Source organism: Chitinophaga varians, from assembly GCF_012641275.1.
Lineage (GTDB): Bacteria > Bacteroidota > Bacteroidia > Chitinophagales > Chitinophagaceae > Chitinophaga > Chitinophaga varians_A.
On sequence record NZ_JABAIA010000005.1, the window covers coordinates 35,781 to 56,097 of the forward strand.

The following is a 20,317-nucleotide window of genomic DNA, read 5'->3' on the forward strand; positions in this document are numbered from 1 at the left end:
GATCTTTGAATGATGAATAATAGTATTGATTTAAATCCGGCAATGGGGGTAATAGCAAAGGCGACACGGGCTGGAATACGTTTTTTCCTCGAAGATGACAAAGTAAAGTTTGGGGTACCCAAAGACGTTGCTGTCAACAAAGCATTACTGGAAGAGATCCGTGCATACAGAGACGAGATCAGGGCAATTCTGGCGGGGGATGCAGTGTGGTTTGAGGAAGCTACGTTCCGCGGGACCAGTTTCCCCGACGACCAGGACACTTTTGATGTTACCATACAACAGCGGAAGGCTTACCTGAAGTTTCTTCTGCTGGGAGATTCCAGTTTCAATGTCTCCTTCAATATAAAAATTGAAAATCCGGACAGAGAACTTTTAGAGGAATCGCTCAACGCACTGATTGACCGGCATGAGAGCCTGAGGACAACTTTTATTACCCTGGGGGGTAAACTACAACAGCGGGTTCACCGCAGTGCGCCGGCCATTCCGCAGATCAGGTATGTACATGCTGCTGATACGGCGGGTGGTGGCGATCTCCGGAAAATCTATCTGGAGTGTATGGCTATCCGGTTCAATCTGGAAAAAGGGCCGTTGCTGGATGTGATGGCCGTTGTGTATCCGGATGGGTCAAATGTGTTGTTCTTTACGGCCCATCACGCTATTTCAGACGATATTTCTTCCAGGATCTTTGAGAGCGACTTCACCCGGCTCTATCACTCAAAGTGCAGGGAAACGCTGCCGGCTTTAAAACTACAATACAAAGAATATGCTTCCTGGGTAACAACGTTTGCTGCAACAGAAAAATTCAAGTCGGCAAAACGTTTGTACCTGGATAAAATCAAGGCCAGCCTGTCAATGGAAAATGCCGTAGTGCAACGGTCGTACCGGAAGGAATTAAAAACGGAAATGGAAAGCATTCCGGGGAATGCTGCGGCACTGTATTATGAAGAGGCATTGGGAACGATGGCCAATATTAACCCTAAGCCGGGATCTTCCTATATATCCTTTATGCAGAAAGCGTTGTTGGAAAAAGCCAGAAAGCTGGCCGTTTCATGTGACTCTTCCTTGTTTATGACATTGATGGCTGTTTTCGGGCTGCTTTTTATCAGACAACACCGGCGTAAAATGCTACGAATGGGCATCACCTTTAACACCAGGGTATTTGAGGATCTTACTAAAGTAACCGGCTGGTTTACGGGAGACGCCATTGCTTGTCTGGAAGCTGATGAAGATCTCAGTATTTACCAGTTTATCAGAAGCAGCACTATGTTGATGCTGGATGTCTCCAGGTTTCGCTTCTATCCCTATGAGCAAATCATTCACGAGCTGGATGTTCCGCTGGATGTGTTAATTCCACTCCAGTTAAATCTGATCCATAAAACGGATATGGAGTATAATGATCTTACCCCTGTGCATATGGAAGCCACTTATAATCATTATGATTTCAAATGCAACCTTATAGAGTTTGGCAATTGTGTGTTAATGAAGACGGATTATAATCGCAACACACATTCAAAGGAAGATATTGAACAGGTGATGGAAGCGTATCTGTCGCTGATTGAATTATTGTCCGATAAAGACGTGTTGTCCACGAAGCTGGCTGTTTGTTATTAAAAAAATGAAAACATGAAAGCAGTTATATTTCCCGGTCAGGGAGCCCAATATAAAGGAATGGGAAAGGACCTGTTCCGGGTATACAGAACTGAAACGGACAAAGCTTCTGAAATACTGGGTTATAACCTGGAAGAGCTTTGTCTGCATGACCCTCGCAGGCAACTTGGAAGTACGGCGTTTACACAGCCGGCGTTGTATGTGGTGAATGCGTTGCATTATTATGAATATGAGAAACGGGAAATCGCCTATTTCGCAGGGCACAGCCTGGGGGAGTATAATGCGCTGCTTGCTGCGGGAGCTTTTGACTTTGAGACGGGACTAAGACTGGTGAAAAAACGGGGCGAATTGATGGCTGCAGCCTCCAATGGAGGAATGGCGGCAGTATTGGGCCCTGATGTTGTCACCCTTAAGCGGAAGCTGGAGGAAGCCGGTTATACAGATATAGATATTGCTAACTATAATACACCCAGTCAAACAGTTATCGCTGGTAGGCAGGAGCAGATAAAAAATGTCATTAAACAATTTGAGCAGGAAGGTATCCGGATTATCCCACTCTATGTGAGCGCTCCGTTTCATTCCCGTTACATGAAACCTGCAGCTGATGAGTTTGGCGTCTTTCTGGAAGGTTTCCGTTTTTCCCCGTTACAGGTGCCTGTAATATCGAATGTTTCAGCAAAACCATATACTGATGACGATATAAAATCGCTGTTGACCGTACAGATAGCGAGTCCTGTCCGCTGGATGGATTCAATCCGCTTTTTAATGGGGCGGCGGGTAACGACGTATGATGAAATAGGAGGAGGAATTTTAACTAAAATGGTAAATGAGATCCGGGAGAAAACCACGCCGGTAATGGAGGAGCCCTTATCGGCAACAGCTCCTGAACAGCAGGGAGGACTGGCTACCAGGCTGGGCAACGCGCGGTTCAGAAAGGAATATGGTCTGAAATACGCCTATCTGGCCGGTGGCATGTACAGGGGAATTGCTTCCCGGGAGCTGGTGGTGCGTATGGCAAAGGCAGGTATGTTGGGGTTTCTGGGCACTGCGGGCATGGGATTGCATGACATCGAAGAAAATATAAAACATATTCAAAGCGCACTGAACAACGGCGAAGTTTACGGGATGAACCTCATACATAATTTGACCGATCCCGGGCTGGAGATGGAGACTGTACAGCTTTATATAAAATACGGAGTCCGCAAAATAGAGGCGGCGGCCTTTATGCAGATAACCCGGGCGCTTGTCTATTATAAATTAAAAGGAATAAGGAAGGAGGGAGAAGATATCATTTGTGATAACAAAATCCTGGCGAAGTTGTCCCGGCCGGAAGTAGCAGAAGCATTTATGAGCCCGGCTCCTGAAAAAATAGTGAATGAATTGCTCGATGAAGGACTGATCAATGCAGAGCAGGCCGCACTGGCCCGCAGGGTGCCTATGAGTGCCGACATCTGCGTGGAGGCCGATTCAGGAGGTCATACAGATGGAGGCATTGCGCTGGTATTACTGCCGGCTGTTCAGGAGCTCAGGGCTGTGATGGAAAAAAGGTACCACTATGACTGTCCGATACACATTGGTTTGGCGGGCGGTATCGGCGCACCCCAGGCCATTGTATGTGCTTTTATGATGGGCGCCGATTTTGTGCTTACCGGATCTATTAATCAATGCACCGTTGAAGCCGGTACAAGCGATACGGTAAAGGACCTGTTGATGGACATGAATGTGCAGGATACAGCATATGCTCCCGCCGGAGATATGTTTGAAATTGGCGCGCAGGTGCAGGTATTGAGAAAGGGCGTCCTGTTTCCTGCAAGGGCCAATAAATTATACGCACTCTACAATCAATTCGCCGCATTGGAGGAGATACCCGAAAAAACGCTGCAACAGCTGGAGAAAAATTACTTTAAAAAGCCAGTTGCCGGTGTTTGGGATGAAACAGTGGCATATTTCCGCAGACAAGGGAATGAAGCCATAGTCACCAAAGCTTTACAGAACCCCAAAAGCAAAATGGCATTGGTATTTCGCTGGTATTTCGGCTATTGTGCCAGGTTGTCTTTTGAGGGCAACAGAGATGATCTGGTCAATTATCAGGTGCATACAGGACCAGCTATGGGAGCTTTCAATCAATGGGTGAAGGGAACAGCGCTGGAAAACTGGAGAAACAGGCATGTCGATGAAATCGGTATCAAACTGATGGAAGCTGCTGCACAGCTGCTGCAGGATAAATTAGCCCTGTTTGCGGAAAGCAGGCATCATATTAAAAATAACTGAAAATGAAAGATAAGATCATTAACCTGATAAAGGAGAATCTCATAGAAATCATTCCGGAGCTGGAAGGTACCACAGTGATGAGTGATGTAAGTCTGGTAGATCTTGGCGCGAATTCGATTGACAGGGCGGAACTTATTACCGTTACGCTGGAACGATTGCAACTGGACATTTCACGTGTTGAATTTGCTACTGCAAACAGCATCGAGGACATAGCAACGTTGATCGAAAAGAAGCTGCCGGCATGAGCGGAATGTCTGTACGTGTAACCGGAATGGGCATCGCAACACCGGTCGCCACGGGTTGCCGGTCATATACAGCCGCCATCAGTAAGGGAGAGACCCGGTTCTCGATATTATCAATGGAATCAGGAGGGGAAATATTCAGATTTCCTTTCAGCGGGCTGGAGACAAACTCTTTTCAGCCGTTGACGGAGACGCTGCAGCTGGATGGAGATATTATCCGGAAGGCCAAACAGTTCAGGCATATTTCCCATAGCACCCGGACTGGCTTGTATTGCGCGCTGGAAGCCTGGTCAGACGCTGGTCTTAACGGGGATAACACAGATCTGTCAAGGGTGGCTGTCATCTCTTGCGGCAGTAATACGCAACATGCGATGTATAAGGATATCATGGACAATTACCATGACAAGCTGCGGTTTATCAACCCGGCTTACGGATTTGGTTTTTTTGATACGGATATCGTGGGGGTACTGTCTGAATTACTGAAGATACGCGGTGAAGGGTATTGTATAGGCGCGGCTTCCGCCAGTGGCAATATGGGGATCATAAACGGCTGCCGGTTGCTGTTGGGAGGTGAATATGACGTCGTGTTGGTGGTGGCGCCTCTTATGGACCTTTCCGTGTTTGAATACCAGGCGATTGCCGCCCTTGGTGCGATGGCTCCTGCAGCAGATGTTCCGTCGGCTATCTGCCGGCCCTTTGATAGAATGCATAACGGGTTCGTGTACGGACAATCTGCGGGCTGCATGATATTGGAATCGGAGACGCATGCAGCTGCCAGGAACAGGGGCGCTTATGGAACGATCAGGGGGTACGGGGTGTGTATGGATGCGAATAGGAATCCGAACCCGTCTGCAGCAGGTGAAAAAACGGCGATTATAAAGGCGATTGCCGCGGCCAACCTAACGCCTGCGCAGATCAGCTATGTTAATACACATGGCACGGGCTCCAAGGCCGGTGATCTGGCTGAAGTGGAGGCCATACTTGGTGCAGGCCTGGCAGGTGTCAGGGCTAACAGTACGAAGTCGCTCATTGGGCATGGATTGTCCGCAGCCGGAGTGGTGGAAGCTATTACCACCCTGTTACAAATGAATGGAGGCTTTCTCCATCCAACGTCTAACCTGGACACTCCGGTCAGTAATGAAATAGACTGGGTAAGGGGCACAATGATCGAAGCCGGGATTGAATATGCTGTCAGCAACGGTTTTGGCTTTGGTGGAATAAATACCGCTATTGTTTTAAGTAAGGACTAATATAAATGAAATTGAAAAATGAATGCCGGAATTGAAGCAATGAACATCTATTGCGGTATAGCCTCGCTGGATGTGGGCTTATTGGCAAAGGCAAGAGGTCTGGACAATCAGCGTTTTGAAAATCTGTTGATGAGAGAAAAATCGGTGCCTATGCCCTTTGAAGACCCCGTTTCCAACGGTGTAAACGCAGCATGGCCTATTATCAGCCGCCTTTCGAAGGAGGAAAGGGACCAGATAGATATGGTCATTACCTGTACCGAATCGGGGGTTGACTTTGGCAAGTCGATCAGTACCTATCTGCATCATTATTTGGGATTAAACAGGAACTGCAGGTTGTTTGAACTGAAGAATGCCTGTTATTCAGGTGCAGCGGGGCTTCAGATGGCGGTCAACTATATACTCAGCCAGTCTTCACCGGGCCGTAAGGCGCTGGTGGTTTGCACGGACATGTTGAGAATGGGGGTGGTAGAAGAGTCGCTGGAGATGGCATTTGCTGAACCCAGTTCCGGCTCAGGGGCGGTGGCTATGCTGGTCAGTGATTATCCGGTTCTATTTAAAGTAGACAGGGGGGCCAGCGGGTATTATGGTTATGAAATTATGGATACGTGCCGCCCGGTCCCCGACGCGGAGGCCGGGAATGCTGATCTTTCCCTGCTTTCTTATCTGGATTGTTGTGAGAACACTTTCAGGGAATATCAGAAAAGGGTGGAAGGTGCCGATTATCAGTCTTCTTTCGATTATCTCGTTTTTCATACGCCGTTTGGCGGCATGGTGAAAGGTGCTCACCGAACCAATATGAGAAAATTCAGACGGGCAAAACCTGAGGAGATAGAAGCGGATTTCGCCAATCGTGTATTGCCTTCATTGATGTATTGTCAACGCGTAGGCAATATCATGGGTGCTACAACGTTCCTTGCGCTGGCCAGTGCCGTTGATAACGGCAGTTTCCCACAGCCGAAAAGGCTGGGTGTTTTTTCCTATGGTTCCGGCTGTTGCGCTGAATTTTTCAGCGGCACAGTAACGGGGCAGTCAAGGGAGAAACTACGCCAGTTTGAGCTTTCCAGGCATCTTGATGAACGGATGGCCCTATCTATGACAGAATATGAAGAAACGATCCGGGCAAATGCAGGCCTTAAATTTGGAACGAGAAATTATAAGGTGGACACAACTGCATTCAGCGGGATTTTCAACCGACTGAAGGGAAATAACCGGTTGGTTTTCTCCGGGATAAACGACTATCACAGACTATACGAATGGGTGTAAACAACTACTCGACCATAAAGGTGTCCAGAGACAGGGCTGCGCTTACGATACAACTGAATCTGCCAGAGACGGCGAACGCCATCAGTGTAGAACTGATGGACGAGATGATGTCGGTACTGCTGGAGGTAGAAAAAGAGCCGGACATTAAGTGCATTATTCTGGAAGGTCTGTCGGACGTATTTTGTACAGGAATGGACTTTGGGAATGTACAGGATGAAAACGCGACGGCATCTTTCGAAGATTATGCAAATAAATATTATGACATTCTTGCTTTCCTGTCATTATGCTCCAAGGCTGTGATTGCAAAAGTAACGGGAAAGGTGCTTGCTGGAGGTATTGGATTAGTGGCGGCAAGTGATATTGTTATTGCCGGGGAGGAGGCGGTATTCGCGCTGCCGGAAGCGTTGTTCGGCCTGCTGCCTGCCTGCGTAATGCCTTTTCTGATCAGACGTACGGGTGTGCAAAAAGCTCAGTGGATGTCATTGATGACCCAGGCTGTTGATGTCGAAAGGGCTTTGCAGATAGGATTAGTAGACGAAGTCAGTAAAACGCCTGCGGACTCGGTACGCCGTTGCCTGCTTAGGTTAGGCAGACTGGAGACAGGGACAATAAAGGAGTTGAAAAACTATACATCCAAATTGTGGCTGATCAATGAAGAAACCCGGCAGCTGGCGGTCAGTAAAATTTCGTCGCTGGCACTTTCAGAAAAAGTGCGACAAACAATAGGCGGTTTTATATCAAATGGTAAACTGATATGAGTAAGGTAGTAGCATTACATGAGCTGGAAGACGGTATTGTGCTAATCGCCATGGAAGACAGGGTGTCCCGTAATACGTTCTCGAAGGAACTGGTAGCGGGATTATTAGAGGCCTTTCAGCATATCGCGGGTAATCCAAATTACAAAGTGGTGGTCCTTACCGGTTATGATAATTACTTCTGCTGTGGAGGTACTAAAGAGGAGCTTATAAGTATTTTTAAGGGAGAGATAAAATTCAATGACATTGATTTTTTTACGCTTCCACTGGAATGCCGGTTACCGGTGATCGCTGCGATGCAGGGGCATGGCATTGGCGCCGGGCTTGTATTTGGATTGTATGCGGATTTCCCCGTAATGGCCAAAGAAAGTATTTACAGTGCAAACTTCATGAGATATGGGTTTACCCCGGGCGTGGGTGGCACAATGATGCTGCCCTTAAAGTTAGGTGAAGTACTGGGCAGTGAAATGTTATACACTGCCGGGAATTACAGGGGTGGTCAGTTGAAAGAGCGTGGTGTTCAGCTGAAAGTTTTTCCCAGGGCGGACGTATTGAAAGAAGCGTTGTCGATGGCCAGAGAGCTGGCAGAGAAGCCCCGTCAGTCGTTGATTATTTTAAAAGAACATTTAACCCGTCAGATTAAGGCCGGTCTGCCTGAAGTGATTGAACGGGAATTAAAGATGCATGAGATCAGTTTCCATCTGCCTGAAGTTGGAGAAAGGATAAACACATTATTCGGACGATAAAGCTTTTCAGATGGGGAAAAGTCAATTGAAGACAGTATTTCTGTTCACCGGCCAGGGAAGCCAGTACAGGGGCATGGGGGAGCAGTTGTTCCGGTCTGAAAAAGTCTTCAGCGACAGCCTGGAAAAAAGCAGCGCTATTGTCCGGAAACAACTGGGGACCGATCTTATTGCGGAACTATATACTGTGAAAGGACCCGTTTTTGATGACCTGTTAATCACCCATCCTGCTATTGTTGCTGTTGAAATAGCTATGTACCGGTTGTTGTGTTCAAAGCACATTGTTCCGGACCTGGTAGCAGGGAACAGCCTGGGCGAGTTTGCAGCTGCAGTAGTGGCTGGTGTATGGAGCGATGAGGATGCATTGGAAGCGGCTATTGAGCAGGCCAAAGCAATTATCAGGCACTGTGCAGACGGTGGTATGACAGCCGTCATCAATTGCAGCAGGCCATATTTAGAGCAGCTGTGTTCAGAATACGGCTTATCTCTCGCTTCAGACAATACAAGCGGCCATTTCACTGTATCTGGAGATGCGACATGTCTGGCGAAGCTGGAAGAGGTCTTGAAAAGCGCAGGGATACCATATATAAAACTGCCTGTCAGGTATGCATTTCATTCACCCCGTATTGCGGAGGCGGCGGGAGGATTTGCCTATTATATGGCCTGTGCGCAACCATTACGGCCTGCCCGTCGCGGATTTATTTCTGCGATGACCTGCGCATCACCAGAGCAGCTGCCGGGAGATTATTTCTGGCAGGCTATAAGCAATCATACAAGTTTTCCCGCGCTTTGCCATTATATGGAACAACAAGGACCGTGCGTATATATCGACCTTGGCCCTTCCGGCACGGCTGCCACTTTTTTCAAGCATAATTTAGGTTCCGGAAGCCTGTCCCGGAGCCTGCCAATAATGACCCCTTTTCAAAAGGAAAAGCAGCAGTTAAATATGTTACACGAGCTGCTGGTGCGATAGCATGCAGATTTATACCACTTACCTTTAACTTAATATTATGGAAATTAAAAGCATTTCCGGAAATGCCGTGTCCGGTGAGGATGTTGTCACCATTGAGACACTGATTGTTGGCGGAAACTTCTCTGCCATTCCACTAGTGAGGGAGCTTGAAAAGGAGGGTAAAGCGTTTATTATTATTGCCGACGGTTATTCGATCTGGGAAAGGTTGGAGAAGAGCGGTCGCCTGGATTTTGATCTGGTAAGCAGCAAACAGTCCAGTATGTATTCCTTTGAGCTGGTGAATCATGATACAAAAGATGTTTATCCGACGTCTAAAGAGTTTCTGAGTTTCCACAGAAAGTACTTTGCAACCTATCAGCGATATTTTGTAAAAGACTGGGTAACGGAAGTGCATAACTATGACGATTTTTCTCTTGTCTATACAAGAAGCGGAAAAATATACCGTGCAACGCATGTGATGATAGCTACCGCCTTCCGGCGGAAGATTCATGATTCCATTACCAATTTTGACTTTGGGGCAGCTACCAATAAAACCATTGCGTTTACCGCCTATGGCGATTCCGCCAATCTGATCGTGTCCAAACTGATGCCGGGAAATAATCGTGTTGTGCTGTTGACCAATGGGTTTGTATGTCTGGATAAGCTTGCTTTTTTTGAAAAAGACTCCTATACGCTGGACCAGCTGGAAATGCACAACTTCCGGTATGTGTCTAAGTTTATCTATAAGCGGCTGATCGGCGGAGGGTTCAACTTCAGTGTGATGCTGCCTAAAACCGTTGGAAAATGGTTTTTCGGCGAAACACTGCATGTTAAATATCCTATGGCAAACAGGAACTGGAAGCTGGCAAAGGAATTGGGATGGGACGCTACAAGCCCGGTGCCTAACGGATATATCGTTATCAAATATTGGCCTATCGATGCCTATCAGCGATTATATGATGATGGTCAATTGGAGCAACATATTGAGGACGGGTATCTGATGAATGATATCGGCTATTTTGTGGAGCAGGGAAAAGTTGACCTTTGGTCCAAGAGTCAAACCACTATAGATACTGACACCAGGACGATTAAATGGGGAGATAAAATCGTACAATATGATGCTCTCATAGAAGGCGACCGCGAAATGCCTAACCTGCCGCTGATTATATCCAAACGCAGCGGAAGCATGGATAAACCGTATGAATATGTTTATCGCGATAATTTTATGGGTATTGCTCCCAGGGAGTTAAAGAATATTTACCTCGTAGGTTACACAAGGCCCACTTCGGGAGGACTGAACAACATCATTGAAATGCAATGTTTATTTGTTCACCGCATGATTACCGATAAAAGCTTTAATGACAGCATCTATCAGAATATAGAGGAGAGGATAAAGCAGTATGATATTGAATACTATGGAACGGCAGAGAAAAGACTGACAGACCATTTGGTGTTTTATGGGTTTTATACGCACGATCTTGCGAAATTAATCGGTATTGCGGGGTCCGCGTTTACCGGCAAAAGCCTCAAAGATATATTTAAGTACTACCTTTTCCCTAATAATGCTTTTAAATATCGTCAGGAGGGTAAGTATAAAGTAGACGGTGTAAAGGAAATGGTGGAAAAAATATGGCAGGAGCACAGCGGGTTCAGTTTGATGAAACATTACATCCTGAACTACTTGCTGATGCAGGTTAATATTTTGGCTTTTATCTGTCTGCTGCCCATGTCTGTCTTTATTAAGGTGCCCCTGTCACTTCTTTTTTTGTATAATCCGTTTATTGTACTTGTAGTGGCGCTGGCTACCAACCTGCACCGGTATCTGAACCTGTTTATTGTTTGTGCCATGGTAGCCACCTGTTTTTATCCTGGTCCGCTGATTCCCGGACTTAGCCTGCTGGCGGTGTTTGTTACCATCTTTATTGGCAGGAAAGCCGGAATTACCCGTATTCCGTTTAATGATCTGAAAAACAAATCAAAGTACCACGATTTTTTCAAACGTTACAGTGAAGCTTTCAACAGGGTGGCTGAAAGGAAGAAAAGTACAGCGGTGGCCAATGCTGTTTTGACAGAAGAGTAGTTTACACATCTCATTATTTAACCCTTGATTTAAAATGTCCTATGAATAATCTGGACTTGTTTTTAGCCGTTCTTACGGCCATCATTGTTATTATGATTGTCTCCCAGGTATGTGGGAAACTGATTACCTACATTGGGCAGCCCAGAGTGGTGGGCGAAATGGTGGCAGGTGTTTTATTAGGCCCCACTTTTTTCGGATATTTTGCTCCTGAGATTTCAGACAGGATTTTTCGTGTGGAAGTGATGCCTTCCCTTTTTATTTTAAGTAATCTGGGGCTGTCGGTTTATATGTTTCTGGTGGGTGCCGAGATAGATTTTAAGCTATTTAACAGGAAAACTTTTCTTGACGCCGGCTGGCTTTCGTTCTCGTCACTGATGATGCCGTTTGTGCTGGGAGTGCTCACGGCTTTTTGGTTTTCAGACGGATTAAAACAGCCGGCGGTACCGATGGCATCCTACATCTTGTTTATGGGGACGACGCTGGCCATCACGGCTTTCCCGATGCTGGCCCGGCTTCTGCAGGAAAAAAAGATGATCAATTCGCGGATTGGCGTACTGTCTTTGTTGTCTGCCTGTATCCAGGATGTCGTATCATGGCTGTTACTCGCTTTCGTGACTGCAATTTCTATGAATAAAGGATATGGCGAAGGTCTGAAAACGCTGGCAGGCACGGGTGTTTTTGTGGCAGTGGTCTTCCTGGTCGTGAAGCCGCTGCTGAAGTCGCTTGGGATGAAGGTTGAAAAGAGGGGATTTATGGAGCAGTTTGAATTTGGTATTATACTGTTGCTGTTATTGGCAGCGGCATTGATTACAGATTACCTCGGCGTGTATTCTGTATTTGGCGGCTTTATCCTGGGCCTGGCTATTCCCCGTTCCTGCCCGACGATGGAAAAAGAACTTCGTAATAAACTCAAGGATATGGCTGTGGTGTTGTTATTGCCGATTTTCTTTGCATTCTCCGGGCTTAAGACCAATCTGCTGGTGCTTAAGAATGCAAGCATCCTGTTACCTTGCCTCGCTATCATTGGTTTTGCTTTTATCGGCAAGTATGTTTCCTGTACGCTCACCATGAAGCTGAAAGGTGCTTCCTGGCGGGACGCTTCTTCTATCGGAAGTCTGTTAAATGCGAGGGGACTGATGGACTTGCTGGTGGCTAATATCGGACTGTCTTATAATATTATTACGCCTGATCTTTTTTCTATCATCGTATTGGTCGCGGTCACTACCACTTTTGCTGCGTTGCCCTTATATAATCTATCCGTAGGGAAAAAGAACAAAAAGCGTGAAAGAGTTGCCGGAGAGGTCGGTGACTTGACGCTCAGCTCCTGAGCGACGCCTGGTTCACCAATGGCATGTAATAGGCCGTTATGGATATTTTAAAAGATTTTGTTGATAAAACTGTAGGGATAAGCCGGTTTGGTTTTTATGCAAAAAGAGGAAAAAAAGAAATTTACCCGCCAACAAAAATTAACGATCGTCATACTGGCCCTTCTCCAGTTTCTCATCATATTGGATTTTATGGTTTTATCGCCATTGGGTGCTATTATGATGAAGGAGCTGCAGATAACTACTGCCCGGTTCTCGATGGCGGTTTCAGTTTATGCTTTTAGCGCGTGTGCCGGAGGATTGGTCGCTGCGGGTTTTGCAGATATGTTTGACAGGAAGAAGTTACTTGTTCTTTTTACCGGCGGATTTATACTGGGGACATTGTTATGTGCCATGGCGCCCAACTATGAGGTATTGGTGGTGGCAAGGATTTTCGCCGGAGGTTTGGGTGGAATTGTCAGTTCTGTAAGCTATGCCATCATTACGGACCTGTTCGAGGCAAGACAGCGCGGACGCGCGATGGGCTTTTTCCAGATGGCTTTCGGGGCCAGTCAGGTACTGGGTATTCCTGTTGGCTTGTTTTTGGCCAACCGGTTTGGTTGGCATTCTCCTTTCTGGCTTATCACTTTGTGCGGGATGATGATTGCAGTTGCCCTTGTAAAATTTATTCCCTCTGTAGCGGGACATCTGAATGAAAAGCGGCAGCGCCGGGCGATACAACATTTGAAAGACGCAATTTCCAATCCCGGTTATTTAAGGGCCTTTCTTTCTATTACATTACTGACAACCGGTGGGTTTATGTTAATACCGTTGGGCAGCGCGTATGGTGTGCATAACCTGGGGCTTAAAATGGACGAACTGCCGGTGTTATATGGTGCATTGGGGGTGTTTATGATCATTGCAGCTCCGTTGAGCGGAAAGTTATGTGACTCCGTGGGCCCTTTCAGGCTGTTTGTGACCGGGTCTGTGCTGTGCGTCATACTTGTCCGGATCTATACCACACTGGGCATCACGCCTTTATGGAGCTGTATAGCAGTGGTGATTGCGCTTTTTACCGGCGTTATCTTCCGCCAGGTTTCAGCCGGCGTGCTGATGAGCATGGTGCCTGAAACCGAAGACCGGGGTGCCTTTATGAGCCTAAATTCTGCTTTTCAGCAGATCTCCGGCGGTATCGCTTCTTATGTTGCCGGGCTCGTGGTGACACAATCCGGCAATGGTCGACTGGAACATTATTCCGACTTGGGTAATATCGTGATAGCGACGATGATCCTTTCTGTTGGTCTGATGTATTGGGTTGTCCTTTACCTCCGCGCCAGGGTAACGGTGACGGAAAACTATTTCAACAAAAGCGTAAAAATAAAGGAGGCGCAGGAATGAATATAAACACCTGCTGTTTTACCGACAGGATTGCACTTACCCGGGAGAACCGGATACTGCCGGCTGCTTGCTCGATGATCACAGCTAACATGAATGCGCTGACCGCATATCTTCCTCAGTTGCATATTGTGGAACGTGAATACTACGATGGCTTAAAGTCAGAGAGGCGAAAACAGAGTTATCTATTGGGCAGGGTAGCAGCAAAAAATGCGCTCGCTGCCATCGCCCCGGAAAACAAGCCCGACTCGGTTTTTATCGGCTTTGGTGTTTTCCATTTCCCTGTAGTTAAGGGACTGAAGACTCCTAACCTGCAAGTGAGCATCAGTCATACCGGCAACATTGGTGTGGCATTGGCATTTGAAGAGGAGCATCCCATGGGCATTGATATGGAAAAGGTGGATGACGATCATATTGACGCTATCAGAGACCATATCTCGGAACAGGAAAGAGCGCTTATATCGGCCTGTGGTATTGCTTTGTCAATCGGCTGTACAATCGTATGGAGCATGAAGGAGGCGGTATCGAAAGTATTGCGGACAGGTATGACGGCCGACTTTATTGTACTGGAAATAGACAGCCTGCAGCGCAACGGCATGTTTTATGAAGGAACGTTCAAATATTTAAAACAATATAAGGCTGTCGTAATCTATGTTAACGAACATGCCTGCGCCGTTGCGTTACCTAAAAAAACACAGTTCCCCCTGCTGAATTTCTTTAACGCTTTTAGTGCTGTGACGCAGAAAATTTAATATACAAACAAAAAATTTTTGAGCATATATGAGTTGGCTGAAGGATAAGGAAAGTTCTTCGGGTAAGGTCCTCTGTAGCAGGGATTACACGTTGAGCATGCCAGGTATGGTCTGGGGAGGGATGTCTGAAAACTGGCTGCTGAAAGAATTGGGTGACATCCATTGGTCTATGATCGGGGACGGACTGGGCGTGACATCAGACCGGTTAACGGACAGTAATGGAGAACGGCTCTATGCCAGTTTTGTACGTCTTTGTTGGGAAAGCAGCCAAAGCCTTGGTGCTTTTCGGGAGAACCAGCATTTGTCTGTCAACAGTGAACTATCCCGCTTTGGAAAGAAGATGTTCTTTAGTGATGCTGTATTGACTTCGTCGGAGTGTACTATTACAGCTTCGCTGATGTCCGTTTTTTCTGCGCGGAATACAGGCGACAACCGGGCGTTGAAAAATGCAGTTCCGTTGGTGCAGGGAGACGACAGAATTGCAACCCACGATAAACTACCCTCGTTTGCGCGGCAGTACTTTGACGTTAAAACGAGGTTATTCCCGCAGGAGGGACAACTAAAGGATGTGGAGTTCAGCCTGGCAGGCCATCCATTCGGGCTGGATACCACGCCTTTATTTAATATAGACTATACTATTGATCCTTTCGATGATATTAACGGTGTAGGCCTGATTTATTTTGCTGCATTTCCGAAAATCAGTGACAAGTGCGAACGGCTTTATTTTAATCAACAATCAGCGGGTGCCAAAGACTGGGCGTACCGGAGCTCCTGCCTGGCACGTGATATCTATTATTTCGGAAATGCTAATCCCGGTGAGCAACTGGAATATCAGCTTGACAGCTGTGAGTTCATCACAACGCAATTGGTGCGGCTGAGTGCATCCCTTTTTAGAAAGGAAGACAAGCAGTTAATAGCGAAGATATTTTCTGTTAAGGTGGTGTCTGCCGGGGACAATGAAGATGAAGCCGAGGTGACGGCAACTGTTGATAAACAGTCTGCAGTTGATGTGGCGTATAACCGGAAATCCTTGTCTGAGGCCATTGCTGTATTCCTGTCGTCCATGTTGGGAGAGGCAACCCTGACCGGGTCTACTAACCTCAGGTTGTATGGAATAGAGTCCGTAGTATTCCTGGAGCTTTCCGCCTTCTTACAGGATAAGTTTGGGCTGAAGAGTAATCCAAGCCGGTTTTACGGACATTCAACGATAGATGAAATCGTTTCCTATCTTTTAAACGAAGAACAGGTAACGGGTATTAAAACAGATGACCGGCCGGAAAGCCGGACAGAAGATATTGCAATTGTAGGAACAGCTTTTCGTTTGCCAGGTGCTGCTGACTGGAAAGCGCTATGGGATATTCTTGCAAATGGGCGGTCTGTTATAACCAATACGCCATCCGAAAGGTGGCGCTGGCCCTCAGGAACAGATCCGGAGAACACGCACAGGGGGCTTGGCCGTGGAGGATATCTGCCGGACATTGAAAAGTTTGATGCGACATTTTTCAGGATCTCACCGAGAGAAGCCGAATTGATGGACCCTCAGCAGAGATTGTTACTGGAGTTGACATGGGAGCTGCTGGAAAAGGCCGGATATAAGGCTGGTAACCTGAAAGGTAGCAGGACAGGGGTGTATATCGGTGCCAGTGGGAGTGATTATGAGCTGGTGCTGCAAAAGGAGAAAGCATTTGAGTCAGCGATCGGAACGGGTACTGCGTTGTCCATTCTGGCAAACAGGATATCGTATTTTTATGACCTGGAAGGTCCCAGCCTTCAAATAGATACAGCCTGTTCTTCCTCATTGGTGGCTATACATGAAGCGGTGAATGCAATAAGGTCTGGTGAGTGTATGCAGGCAATTGCAGGAGGAGTGCATCTGATGTGTCACTATGCCAAAAGCCTTTCTTACTATGAGGCTGGGATGTTAAGTCCTGATGGTAAGTGCCAGACCTTCGATGAAAAGGCCAACGGATATGTAAGAGGCGAGGGTGCAGTGCTTTTCCTGTTGAAACCATTGACTGTAGCCTTGGCAGATAATGATCAGATACTGGGTGTTATTAAGGCTACTGCAGTCAATCATGGCGGACAATCCGGTGGTTTGACTGTTCCTAATCCCCATAGACAGCAGGAACTGTTGAAAGCGGCCTACCAGCAGGCGGGAATAGATGTGTCGACGGTAGGCTACATAGAGGCGCATGGGACGGGTACCAGTCTGGGTGACCCGATAGAGGTGACGGGATTAACGACAGCATTTAACCATCTGCAGAAACCCCATGAAACTGCATTACCTGCCGTGGCCTGGTGTGGAATAGGATCGATAAAAACAAATATTGGTCACCTGGAGGCCGCAGCCGGTGTTGCCGGTATGCTGAAGGTGCTGCTGTCAATGAAGAAGCAATATCTGCCGGCAACGATAAATTTCGATACGCTGAATAAAAAGATAGAGCTGGAAGGAAGCCCTTTTTATATTCAGCATATCGCTCAGCCCTGGAAACCTGCAAATGGCAGCTTGCCGCTCCGGGCGGGCGTCAGCAGTTTCGGTATTGGCGGTGTCAACTGCCATGTTGTGTTGGAATCTTTTACACAGGCTGAAACGCCTTCCGCAAAGCTGTTTACTCCATTTATTTTCGTTTTATCAGCCAAAAACAAAAACAGGCTACTGGCGTATGCTATTGATATGCTGGCTTATCTGCAGGATATGCCTGAAGCTGACCCTGCAAGTATTGCTTATACGATGCAGACTGCCCGTGAGGAAATGGATGAACGACTGGCTATTGTGTATAGCGCTGTGAACGAGTTAGCGGAAAAACTGCGCTGTTATATCGGAGGCACGGTGCTGAACGGCTGTTTTACCGGAAATGTGAAAACAGACGGCCAGCTGGCTGGTGCTTTTAATAAAACATCTTCCGTTGTACAACAATGGATTACTGACCGTAATCCTGAACAGCTTGCAAAATACTGGTGTTATGGAACGGCGATTGACTGGAACCTGTTATATGGGGCTAAAAAGCTTGACAGGACCGTCCTGCCGGGTTATCCTTTTGCCCGCGACTCCTACTGGGTGTCCACGTCCGCGAAGGTTGAAAGTGCAGGTGCCCAACAACTGCATCCCCTGGTACATAACAATACCTCTGACTTAAACGAACAAAGATATACCAGCATATATACCGGGAACGAACAGTTCCTGTCTGACCACATTGTAGACGGGAAAAAAATGCTGCCGGGAGTTGCTTATCTGGAAATGGCCAGAACAGCGGGTTTGTTGGCCACGGGAAAAAATGCGTCCCGGATCAGCGAAGTCTATTGGTTAAGCCCCATACGCGTAAATGATGCGCCTCAGGCGGTACATGTCCGTGTTTATCCGGACAGAGAAAATATCGGATATGAGGTATATACGAATAATGGGACAGACAGCATTATACATGCAAGAGGTCTGCTGGATTACCGGGAACCGGCTGCCTGCCCTTCTCCTGACCTCATTGCCATCCGGCAGCGACTGGAATATTCAGCAGACAAAGATGCATGTTATCGTTTTCTGCGTCAGCAGGGACTGGATTATAAACAAGGTTTCCAGGGAATAGAACAATTGAACTATAACGGGACCGAGGCGTTGGCAATCATCGGCCTTCCAATTGAAGCAGGTTACGGGTTGCCCCCCGGACTGATGGATGGTGTTCTGCAAACATGTCTGTGCCTTAATCTTCCCCTGCAAAAAGCAGATTTGTTACTGCCGTTCAGCATAGGAGAAGTATTGATTTATGGAGATATAGCATCACAGATGTATTGCTACGCAACGAAAAGAGGTGGTGAAGCGGTATATGATGCAGTGCTGTTGACCATGGATGGAGAGGTCCGGCTATTTTTCAGGGGAGTGAGTATGCTGCCGGCAAAAGGCACTGTTGCCGCTAAACAGCCGGTACTGTCAGGCTTTGATAAAAATGTTCACCTGTTTGACGCGATTTGGCAAATAAGCAGTCTTGCTGAAAGTAAAAAGCGGCAATCGGCTGGCACTCGTCTTTTACTGCTTGCAGGGGGGCCGGTTGGCTTAGATGAGAAGCTGCGGCAGATAATACCGGAGGCAGAAGTGATCGTTACGACTGCTGTGGAAGCAGAAAAATATTTTGTGCAGGTGTTCCTGGAGATCAGGAAAAAGATGGAAGCGAAAGCAGCAGCAAATGTGCTGGTGCTTTTTCCTGAAGAGGAGTCTTTGCGCTACAGATTCATTGGAGGATTGTTGAAAACGGCCAGCCGTGAATATCCACAGTTAAAGAGTAAAACGATAGGCGTGGAGCGTTTGTCCCTTCATGATATTGAAGAGCTGGCGCAGCTGGTGTCTTGCGAGCTGGATACGTCAGATGCTGAAGTGCGCTACCGTGGCGGTGTGAGAGAAGTGAAGCAGTTACAGGAACTGCGATCTTCATCGTCTTCTCCTTCACCAGGGATAAGTATCCGTGCAGACGGTGTGTACCTGATTACCGGAGGCGGTGGCGGTCTTGGCCGGTTGCTGGCGTCACATATCACGAATACGCCTGGCGCCCGCGTGGTGCTTTGCGGCCGTAGCGAGGCGCCGTCGTGGGTTGCCGCATTGCCGGCAGTGAGCTATCGCCGCTGCGACGTGGGGGATGCTGCCTCAGTGGCATCGCTGATCAGCTGGGTGCAGGACAACTACGGGGAGCTTCACGGTATTATCCACGCGGCAGGCGTGGTGCGGGACAGTTTTATCATCAACAAGACAGCGGCATCCGCCTCGGCGGTATTGAGTGCCAAGATCGGCGGCGTACGGCATCTGGATGAGGCCAGCGCTTCCTGCCGACTGGATTTTATGATTTTGTTCTCGTCCCTGTCAGGAGTGAGGGGCAATATCGGGCAGGGCGATTACGCTGCAGCAAATGCTTATCTGGACGACTATGCACTGTACCGCAATGAGCTGGTAAAGGCAGGAGCGCGCAGTGGCCGCACGCAGAGCATCGCATGGCCGTTATGGGCCAGTGAGGGGATGCAGGTGGATGAGGAAAGCGCGCGTTACCTGGAGCGGGAATGGGGAATGCAGCCGTTGCCGGCATCCTCCGGCCTTGCATTGTTTGACCGGTTGTTACAACAGGGCCACGAACAGGTGGTCGTATTTCATGGTAAGAAGAACAAATTTCTGCAACAGGAAGACAGCCCGGCCCCGCCACCGGTTGTTACAAATAATTTAACATTGAGAGATCAGGTAACGAAGAAGGTGTTTGAGTTCATATCAGTAAACCTCAAGCTGGAGTTAACTGCCATATCGCTGGATGAAGAGCTGGGTGACTATGGTTTCGATTCCATCTCACTGACGAAGCTGGCCAACCAGATAAACGACTATTACGATTTATCATTAACGCCCACTGTTTTTTATAGCCACTCCACTGTAGAGAAGCTGGTAAACCATTTGTTGGAGGAATATGCCGCTAATATTATCAAACATCACGAAGCTCCTCATACTCCTCATAGCTCATCGCATGAGGGGATGACGCCCCCTGTTGGCATACTGCCTGCCACAGGAAAAAACAGGCGTTTTATGCATGAATCACCTGTAATCTCTTCGTCATCAGAACCTGTTGCGATAGTGGGAATGAACGGCCGTTTTCCCGGTTCGGCAGACCTGCAGCAGTTCTGGGAGCATCTGAAGTCCAATCATGATCTTGTGACAGAAGTGCCTGCAGACCGTTGGGACTGGC

General features: G+C 47.6%; 14 protein-coding genes. All 14 read left to right on the plus strand.

The annotated features are described in order from the left end of the window. Positions 1–42: 42 nt before the first annotated feature. Positions 43–1,611: a condensation domain-containing protein gene (locus HGH92_RS33165; RefSeq protein WP_168875161.1), complete on the plus strand. Its 1,569-nt coding sequence runs from the start codon at positions 43–45 to the stop codon at positions 1,609–1,611. Between the two features lie 12 nt (positions 1,612–1,623). Continuing rightward, a complete protein-coding gene (gene fabD / locus HGH92_RS33170; protein ID WP_168875162.1) occupies positions 1,624–3,879 on the plus strand; it encodes an ACP S-malonyltransferase in 2,256 nt (751 codons plus the stop codon). A gap of 2 nt (positions 3,880–3,881) precedes the next feature. Next, positions 3,882–4,124 (plus strand): phosphopantetheine-binding protein, encoded by a 243-nt coding sequence (locus HGH92_RS33175; protein WP_168875163.1) that lies wholly within the window; start codon positions 3,882–3,884, stop codon positions 4,122–4,124. Beyond that, positions 4,121–5,371 carry a beta-ketoacyl synthase N-terminal-like domain-containing protein gene (locus tag HGH92_RS33180; RefSeq protein WP_168875164.1) on the plus strand — a complete coding sequence of 417 codons (1,251 nt, stop codon included), beginning with the start codon at positions 4,121–4,123 and terminating at the stop codon, positions 5,369–5,371. Before HGH92_RS33175 ends, HGH92_RS33180 begins: the two co-directional genes overlap by 4 nt. Before the next feature lie 18 nt (positions 5,372–5,389). Continuing rightward, positions 5,390–6,634, plus strand: a complete 1,245-nt coding sequence (locus tag HGH92_RS33185; RefSeq protein ID WP_168875165.1) for a hydroxymethylglutaryl-CoA synthase family protein — start codon at positions 5,390–5,392, stop codon at positions 6,632–6,634. Further along, positions 6,625–7,392, plus strand: coding sequence for an enoyl-CoA hydratase-related protein (locus tag HGH92_RS33190; protein WP_168875166.1), 768 nt, complete (start codon positions 6,625–6,627; stop codon positions 7,390–7,392). Before HGH92_RS33185 ends, HGH92_RS33190 begins: the two co-directional genes overlap by 10 nt. After that, complete coding sequence (locus tag HGH92_RS33195; RefSeq protein WP_168875167.1) at positions 7,389–8,135, plus strand: polyketide synthase; 747 nt, start codon at positions 7,389–7,391, stop codon at positions 8,133–8,135. The genes HGH92_RS33190 and HGH92_RS33195 overlap by 4 nt, the downstream gene beginning before the upstream one ends. A 10-nt stretch (positions 8,136–8,145) precedes the next feature. Beyond that, on the plus strand, positions 8,146–9,105 hold the full coding sequence (locus tag HGH92_RS33200) for an acyltransferase domain-containing protein (protein WP_168875168.1): 960 nt from the start codon (positions 8,146–8,148) through the stop codon (positions 9,103–9,105). 37 nt (positions 9,106–9,142) lie between these two features. Next, a complete protein-coding gene (locus HGH92_RS33205; protein WP_168875169.1) occupies positions 9,143–11,164 on the plus strand; it encodes a thioredoxin reductase in 2,022 nt (673 codons plus the stop codon). Positions 11,165–11,205: 41 nt separating this feature from the next. Further along, complete coding sequence (locus tag HGH92_RS33210; RefSeq protein WP_168875170.1) at positions 11,206–12,492, plus strand: cation:proton antiporter; 1,287 nt, start codon at positions 11,206–11,208, stop codon at positions 12,490–12,492. Positions 12,493–12,530: 38 nt separating this feature from the next. Beyond that, complete coding sequence (locus HGH92_RS33980) at positions 12,531–12,773, plus strand: hypothetical protein (RefSeq protein WP_247655125.1); 243 nt, start codon at positions 12,531–12,533, stop codon at positions 12,771–12,773. Further along, positions 12,682–13,866, plus strand: a complete 1,185-nt coding sequence (locus tag HGH92_RS33215; protein WP_247655124.1) for an MFS transporter — start codon at positions 12,682–12,684, stop codon at positions 13,864–13,866. The genes HGH92_RS33980 and HGH92_RS33215 overlap by 92 nt, the downstream gene beginning before the upstream one ends. Continuing rightward, complete coding sequence (locus HGH92_RS33220; RefSeq protein WP_168875172.1) at positions 13,863–14,615, plus strand: 4'-phosphopantetheinyl transferase family protein; 753 nt, start codon at positions 13,863–13,865, stop codon at positions 14,613–14,615. Before HGH92_RS33215 ends, HGH92_RS33220 begins: the two co-directional genes overlap by 4 nt. A gap of 28 nt (positions 14,616–14,643) precedes the next feature. Next, positions 14,644–20,317 (plus strand): SDR family NAD(P)-dependent oxidoreductase (locus tag HGH92_RS33225; protein WP_168875173.1); only part of this gene is annotated, 5,674 nt, incomplete at its 3' end.

Coding starts and splice junctions, on each gene's coding strand:
- HGH92_RS33165 (WP_168875161.1), top strand. CDS start 43: ATGGGGGTAATAGCAAAGGCGACACGGGCTGGAATACGTTTTTTCCTC.
- fabD (WP_168875162.1), top strand. CDS start 1,624: ATGAAAGCAGTTATATTTCCCGGTCAGGGAGCCCAATATAAAGGAATG.
- HGH92_RS33175 (WP_168875163.1), top strand. CDS start 3,882: ATGAAAGATAAGATCATTAACCTGATAAAGGAGAATCTCATAGAAATC.
- HGH92_RS33180 (WP_168875164.1), top strand. CDS start 4,121: ATGAGCGGAATGTCTGTACGTGTAACCGGAATGGGCATCGCAACACCG.
- HGH92_RS33185 (WP_168875165.1), top strand. CDS start 5,390: ATGAATGCCGGAATTGAAGCAATGAACATCTATTGCGGTATAGCCTCG.
- HGH92_RS33190 (WP_168875166.1), top strand. CDS start 6,625: ATGGGTGTAAACAACTACTCGACCATAAAGGTGTCCAGAGACAGGGCT.
- HGH92_RS33195 (WP_168875167.1), top strand. CDS start 7,389: ATGAGTAAGGTAGTAGCATTACATGAGCTGGAAGACGGTATTGTGCTA.
- HGH92_RS33200 (WP_168875168.1), top strand. CDS start 8,146: ATGGGGAAAAGTCAATTGAAGACAGTATTTCTGTTCACCGGCCAGGGA.
- HGH92_RS33205 (WP_168875169.1), top strand. CDS start 9,143: ATGGAAATTAAAAGCATTTCCGGAAATGCCGTGTCCGGTGAGGATGTT.
- HGH92_RS33210 (WP_168875170.1), top strand. CDS start 11,206: ATGAATAATCTGGACTTGTTTTTAGCCGTTCTTACGGCCATCATTGTT.
- HGH92_RS33980 (WP_247655125.1), top strand. CDS start 12,531: ATGGATATTTTAAAAGATTTTGTTGATAAAACTGTAGGGATAAGCCGG.
- HGH92_RS33215 (WP_247655124.1), top strand. CDS start 12,682: ATGGTTTTATCGCCATTGGGTGCTATTATGATGAAGGAGCTGCAGATA.
- HGH92_RS33220 (WP_168875172.1), top strand. CDS start 13,863: ATGAATATAAACACCTGCTGTTTTACCGACAGGATTGCACTTACCCGG.